This window comes from Armatimonadota bacterium (assembly GCA_020354555.1).
Classification (GTDB): domain Bacteria; phylum Armatimonadota; class Hebobacteria.
Genome location: CP070648.1, coordinates 3526954 through 3534201 on the forward strand (window position 1 = coordinate 3526954; position 7248 = coordinate 3534201).

Annotated in this window: 4 protein-coding genes; all 4 read left to right on the forward strand. The window is 67.9% G+C overall.

Annotation, left to right across the window (positions count from 1 at the left end; genetic code table 11):
• Positions 1–944, forward strand: a 944-nt coding sequence (ligD, locus tag JSV65_14430; GenBank protein ID UCH33749.1) for a non-homologous end-joining DNA ligase, incomplete at its 5' end; no start/stop codon positions are given.
• Positions 945–1038: 94 nt separating this feature from the next.
• The gene (locus tag JSV65_14435) at positions 1039–1251 is read left to right on the forward strand and encodes a dodecin domain-containing protein (protein UCH33750.1); all 213 of its coding nucleotides are present in this window, start codon (positions 1039–1041) and stop codon (positions 1249–1251) included.
• Positions 1252–1475: 224 nt separating this feature from the next.
• The gene (locus JSV65_14440) at positions 1476–3776 is read left to right on the forward strand and encodes a metallophosphoesterase (protein ID UCH33751.1); all 2301 of its coding nucleotides are present in this window, start codon (positions 1476–1478) and stop codon (positions 3774–3776) included.
• 333 nt (positions 3777–4109) lie between these two features.
• A partial coding sequence (locus JSV65_14445; GenBank protein UCH33752.1) for a hypothetical protein occupies positions 4110–7248 on the forward strand: 3139 nt, incomplete at its 3' end.

Consider the following 7248-nt stretch of genomic DNA (forward strand, 5'->3'; position numbering starts at 1 on the left):
AGCAACTCCGGCGCGCGCTCAGGGCCGCGGAGAAAGAGACGACGGTCGAGGTTGACGGTCGCGAGGTGCACGTCAACCATTTGGACAAAGTCCTATGGCCGGAGCGCGGCTGGACCAAGGCCGACCTCATCGAGTACTACATCAAGGTCTCCCCGTACATCCTCCCCCATCTCCGCAACCGGCCGCTCGTGATGGTGCGTTACCCCGACGGGATCGAGGGCGAGCACTGGTTCCAGAAGGACGCGCCCGCCGGCGCGCCGGAATGGATACGAACGATTCACGTCACGCACGAGGCCGAGTCACGGGAGATCCGCTATGTCGTGTGCAACGATCTCGCCGCCCTGGTGTGGCTCGCGCAGATGGCGACGGTTGAGATTCATACCTGGTCGGCAAGCGTTGCCGACGTGACGAAGGCGGACCTCGCCGTCTTCGACATTGACCCCCAAACCGGTAAGTTCGAGGACGCGGCCGACGGGGCACGGATGGTCGGCGACCTGTTGGATGAACTGGGCATCAAGCACCATCTCAAGACGACCGGCAAGCGCGGGGCGCACGTGTTCGTGCCCGTCAGACCCGACGAGACGCACGCGGCGGCGCGCGATTTCGTGCACGACGCGGTGAAACTGTTGGACCGCAGGCACCCCGGGGTCATCGCGTTGTCGTACTCGAAGTCTCGGCGCACGGGCCGCATTTTCGTGGACTACGCGCAGAACTCGTTCGGCAAGACGAACGTCGCGCCGTACAGCTTGCGCGCGAGCGCGGACGGCACGGTCTCGACACCTCTGCGTCGCGATGAGCTGTCGCGCGCGGATCCCCGCGATTACCGCTTGGATAACATCACGCGGCGGCTGGCGCGCACCGGGGACCTGTGGGGGAACCTGCGCCGCGATGCCGAAATCGGCATTGGCGAAGCGCACGATCGGCTGCGCAAGCTGTCGGCGTGAGTGCAGGGCCGCGCGTACGCGCCGTGGAATAGCCTGACCGCTGGAGGCCGGGACTCCCATTCCGAGTCATTCGGTAAACCGAGGAGGTGCAGCGATGGCGGTGATGAAGGTAATCGAGCTGATCGGAACGTCCACGAAGGGGTGGCAGGCGGCGGCCGAGGATGCGCTGGCGACCTCAGCCAAGACCATCCGCGATATCGTGGGGGTCGAGGTGGTATCGTGGTCGGCGCAGGTCGCTGACCAGCAGATCGCGGAGTATCACGCCCGGGTGAAAGTGTCGTTCCGCGTGCGCGAGAAGGTTGACTAGCCCGTCCGCGTGATTCGCCCGGGGTCGTGATGTGCGGCAGCCGGGGGCGACTGCGCCTGACCTGCGCACCGCCTGCGGCACGGTCGCGCCTCGTCCATTGCAGGGCGATTCGGCCGGCGCCGCGCGCGGATGCCTTGCAGGGAGGGCGCGGCCCAGGGGGAAATATGGAGATCAGGTGGCAGGTGCCCGTCGGATCACATGCGCCATCTAGGAGGTAACCCACGATGCGCGGAGTTCCCGTTAGGTTAGTCACGTTGTGCCTCGCCTCGCTGCTGCTCGTCACCAGCGCGATGGCGGCGCCGAAGCTGAGCGATGCGAAGATCGAGCCGGTCCCCGCACAGATCGGTGATCACGTTGTCATGACCGTCGTCGTTGACGACGCGGCCAAAGAGGTCGCCAGAGTCGAGGCCGTGGTCGTCGAGTATCCCGAGGTGACGCTGCCGCTCAAGGACGACGGACAGGGCGATGACAAGCAGGCGGGCGACGGTATCTGGACCGCCGGCTTGGATGTGCCCGCCGAGGCCCCGCCGGGGACCTACCATATTGCCCTGTGGCCGCGTGACGCCTCGGGCAAGGCCTTCGAAGTCGACGGCAAGTACGTCAAGGAAACGGTCGCGCTGACGCTGCAGTATGCACAGGCCGCGCCCCGCGTGCCGAAGCTGAGCGACGCGAAAATCGAGCCGAGCGCCGGGCGAATCGGCGATCACGTCGTCATCACGGTCACCATCGAAGACCCCGCCAACGAAGTGGCCAAGGTCGAGACCGTCGTCAACGAATACCCCGAGGTCATGGGGTATCTCACCGACGATGGGCAGGGCGATGACAAGCAGGCGGGCGATGGTGTCTGGAGCGGCGGGTCGGACGTCCCTGTCGAAGCCCCGCCGGGGACGTATCACATCAGCATCTGGCCGCGCGACGCCACCGGCAAGGCGTTCGAAGTTGACGGCAAGTATCTTAGGGAAACGCTCGTATTCTCCGTGACCCTCGAGGCGCCGGCCGCGGCGGGCGTCCCGAAGCTGAGCGCCGCCAAGCTCGAGCCGAGCGCCGGCCGGATCGGCGATCACGTCGTCATCACGGTTGCCCTCGAGGACTCGGCGAAGGAAGTCGCCAAGGTCGAGGCCATCGTCAACGAATACCCCGAGGTCATGCTCTACCTCAACGACGAGGGCCGCGGCGATGACAAGCACGCAGGCGACGGCGTGTGGAGCGCCGGCACGGATATTCCTGTCGAGGCGCCGCCGGGCACGTACCACATCAGCATCTGGCCGCGCGACGCCACCGGCAAGGCGTTCGAGGTTGACGGCAAGTACGTCAAGGAGACCCTGGTATTCTCGGTGACCCTCGAGGCGCCGGCTCCGGCGGGCGTCCCGAAGCTGAGCGATGCGAAGATCGCGCCGGCCGCGGCGAAGCCCGGCGATCACGTCGTGCTCACCGTTGCCGTCGCCGATCCCGGCAAAGCGGTCGCCAAGGTCGAGGCGACGGTCACCGAGTACCCCGTCATGGTCGTGCAGATGAACGACGCTGGCGAGGGTGACGATCAGAAGGCGGCTGACGGGGTGTGGACCTACGGCTTCGATATCCCCGAGGCGCCGGCCGGGACGTACCATTTCGAGATCTGGCCGCGCGATGCCGAGAGCAAGCCCTTCGAAGCCGACGGCGCGCCCGTCAAGGCCACCGTGCCGCTCGAACTGAAGGCGCAGGAGCTGCCGGATGTCAAGAGCGCGGAGGAACTGCTCAAGGCGGCTGAGCCGTGGCGCACTGAAGCGCAGATCGCGAAGGTCAAGGCGATCGGGCGCAAGGCCGGCGAGTCGTTCCGCTTCGTCGCGATGGGCGACACGCGGTCGAATCCGGCGGTCTTCGGGAAGCTGCTACAGATCGCCGCAGGCCTGCCGAAGTTCGACTTCTCCCTTAACACGGGCGACATCGTGCCCGGCGGCAAGCCGGAGGAGTACGCGTTCTTCTTCGAGCAGATCAAGGACGTGACCTGGCCGTTCCTGATCGCCGAAGGGAACCACGAGCTGGGGCCGACCGGCGGCAGGCTGTACGAGGAGCTGTTCGGGTCGCCTGACTACTACTTCGATCACGCCGGGTTCCGCTTCCTCGCGCTCAACAACTCCAAGGGCGTCGTCACGCCGCAGCAGCTCCAGTGGCTGGACGACGCGCTGACGACCGATCTGCGCAAGGTCGTGTTTTTCCACGCCCCGCCGGCGTGCATCGAGGAGTGGAGCTACCATGCCTTCAGCGCGGGCGCGCAGGAACTGGCGGACCTGCTCGCCGAGAAGAAGGTCGAGCGCGTGTACATCGGCCACATTCACGCGTTGGACGTCGCGGACTACAAGGGCGTGCGGTACGTGCTGACCGGCGGCGGCGGCGCGGGGCTGCACGAGCGCATGGCGCCGGGCAACATCCACCACATCGTGTTGGTCGAGGTGCTGCCCGACGGGCTGAAGGAGACGGTGTACAAGGACGACGGCACGTCGTTCGTCCTCGACGCGCAGAAATGGATCAGCGGGGAGGGGCAGTAGGAGGCCCCGTGTAACCGCAAAGACCGCAGAGAGCAACGAACCGACACCGAGGGGCAGGGCTGTACGCCTGCCCCTCCTTCCTTCTGCGCCCAACCGCAGACGACGCGGGGCGTGGAGCGGCGGACCGAGCGGCGGATCGCTGCCCTTCGACGCTGCTCCGGGTAAACGGAGCCCGGCCCCGGCGTTCCTTTCCTCCAGCCTTTCGGGTGCCAGCGCGACGGGAAAACGTCCAGCCGCCCGGCATACCCCATGCCAACCGCTTGATTGCCCGCAGGTGTTCGCTGCAGCCGCGCCGAAGTGAGTCCCCGCCACCACGCAAAGAGGGGGCCATAGATGACCAAGGCGTCGGCGCTGTGCAACCTCGTTCGGTTTGCGGAGTTCCCGGAGGTCGTGACCCTCGGGCCGGTCGCGGATCTCAAGGCGCGTGCACGGCAGGAAGGCGATTCCCCGTCACGCGCGACCGAAGCGGAACTGCGCGCGCTCCTCGAACTCTATTTCATTGAACACCCCGACAACCGCCGCGCGTGGGATGCGCTCATCGGCAGCATGGCGCGCGTCGAAGGCCCCGGGCGCGGGTTCCTCATCTCCGGCGCGTACGGCTCCGGCAAATCCCACGTGCTAGCCGCGCTGAGCCTGCTCGCGGAGCACCCGCCGGCATGGGAGCATTTCCTCCGCAGCCACTCCTGGATGCGCAACTTCTCGCGCGCGTTCGGAGCCGCACGGAAACTCGCTTCCGTCGCCGTGCCGCTCGACGACTACCGCGGCAGCGCGCACGACCTCGAATCCATCGTCTTCCGCTGCATAGAGGATGAGCTTCGGCAGCGGCTCGGCGACGACGCGCCCGCGCTCGTGGAGGAAACGTCGTATCTCCAGGCGTTCGAGAATCTCCTCCTCCCCCACCGCAGCGAGCCGTTCTCGGGATTCCTCGCCGAGCGCGGCGAGAGGCGGGAGTGGGAGCGCCTGTCCGCCGAGGACCAACCCGCGGCGGTGCGCCTGGCGCGCGAGTTCATCCGCAGCCAGGGCATCGAGGTCGCGATCGAGCGGCCGCGCAGCGAAGTCATGACGCGCCTGCGCGAGGCGCTGCGCGGCGCGCGGTTCACCGGCCTGGTCGTGCTGATTGACGAGTTGAGCCTATTCCTCGCGTCCAAGGACAAGCGCGGGCTGGATGAAGACGCGGCATTCCTGCAGGTCCTCGGCCAGCAGTCGCGGGCGATGCCGCTGTGGGTGGTGACCGCGGCGCAGCGCGAGCTGGAGGACGTCGGCGACATTGATTCTCACAGCCTGCGGCAGATCCGCGACCGCTACGAGCGCCATCATCTGGCCCTCGCGCAATTGCGCACGGTCGTCGAGCGCAAGCTAGTGGAGAAGCCGGACCCGCACGCGTTCGGCGACGCGATCCGCGAGGCGTGCGCGGCGTGGGCCGGCGGCGACGGTCGGCTGCGCTTCGCCCCTGAGGAACTGGCGCGGACGTATCCCTTCAACCCGTTGGCGCTGGAGGCGTTCGAGGGCGCGGCGGAGTCGTTCCTGTCGCAAACGCGCAGCGTGGTGCAGGCGGTGGGGCGGGCTGTGGGCTCCGGCATGCTGACCCAAGGCGCACACCGGCTCATCTCCGCCGATGCGGCTTTCGACCTCGCCGCCGAGCGCCTGGAGGGTCGTCCGGAGCTGCACCGGTTCGAGGCGGCGCGGCGGTTCTACGTCGAGAACGCGAAGCGCATCGCCGCGGACGAGCCGGAGCTTGTCATCGCGGTGTTCAAGGCGCTGGCCCTGGCGGCGCTCGGCGGAGTGCGGTGGATGGTGAGCGAGACGGCGGACGCGCTCGCGGGGTCCGCGGTGCGCGATGATGCCGGCGGCGACTTCTACCCCTGCGTCGAGCGCGCGCTCCGGGCGATGCGGCGGCGGGGCGCATACGTCGAGCGCGTCAGCCAAGAGGGCGCCTTTGCGGATCAGTACTACCTGGAGCTTGCGAGCGATGTCGGCGAGGCGCTGCGGCGGCGACTGTACGAGATCATGGACGCGCTGGGCGAGAAGGATTCGCGCGTGTTCGAGAACGCCGCGGCGGCTTGCCAGGACGCGTCGTTTCCGCTTCCGGTCTTCTCCGAGCCGCGTCAGCAGCAGTTCGAATGGATGAACACGGTGCGGCGGGCGACGGTCGAGCGGCGGGACCTGCGGCGCGTACGCGCGGAGGAGCTGTCGCGCATCACCGAAGCCCTGGCCTCAGCGGGAACCGCGGAGAGCGGATGGCTGGTCATCGGCGATTTGCGCGACGTGGAGGCGCAGGGCGAAGCGTGGTTGCAGGTTACGCAGCAAGTCTCCGGCCGGTGGACGCAGGGAGCGATTGCCTGGCTCCCGCGGCCGCTTGGGGACGACGAATTGGATGCTTTGCGCGAGCACGCCGCGCTGCGGATGCTCAGCGCCGATCCGACGTCGCGCGAAGGGGAACACGGCCGGGAATTGGCGCAGCGAGTAGCGGAGCGCTTGACCGCGCAGTCGGCGGAGGCCGCCCGCATCGTGCGCCAGGCGTACGCGGAGGGCGAACTCCTGCGCGCCGACGGGCGGCGCGAGGATATCTCAGAGATGGCTGCGAGCGATGCATGGGAGGAAACGCTGGCCGCAATACTCGACTGGCCGATGCGCGAACTGTACCCGAAGTTCCGCGACATCGCGCCGCGCAAACGGCTCGCGGGCAAGCAGCGCAGCACGTTTGTCATCGAGCAATTCCTGCGGGCGGGTACGTCCGCGCCGCCGCCCGATTCGGCGCTGGAGGACGCGCTCGTCTCATATCTCGAACCGCTCGGACTGGCGCGGCGCGACGACGGCCGGTGGGTGCTCGCGATCCGCGACAGCGTGGCGGCGCAAGCGGTCCTCGAATCAGTGCCGATGCGTGCTTCCGCCGACGCCATGACGAGCGCCGACATGATCCGCTTCGCCGACTGCGCCGGAGCTATCGAGAAGAGCGAATGGGGTATCACGCCGGAGATGGTCGAGTTGGTGATTGGATCGCTCGTCAGGGCGGGGTACCTGATCGCACTCGACGGGTTCCTGAAGCCGATCCCGTTCGCGCAGCTCGGCACGCCGCTGTCGGATCACATTGCTTATCTGGCGCGCGCGACGCCGCTGGCGGCGGAGCACGAGCAGGGCGCACTGGCGGTCGCCCGCGCGTTGTCCGGGGACGCGCCGCACGCACTTGATTTCGAGGTGCAGAGCGCGTTGTGGGAGCGCCTGTGCAACTGGGCGCGGGACATCACATCCCGCCTGCCGGAACTCGAGCAACGGCTGACCGGTTTCTACAGCGCGCTCGGTCAAGGACCGGCGGAATGGGCGGAGGCGCGGCGGACCCTGGCGGCGGCTCAGGAGTTGGCTGGCACGATTGAGCGCGATGCGGACGCGGCTGAAGGGCTCGCCGCCGTCGCCGCCAGGAGCGAACTGGCGGGCGCGGTGGCGGGCCTCGCGGCTCTTGTCGAGTTCCTGCGTG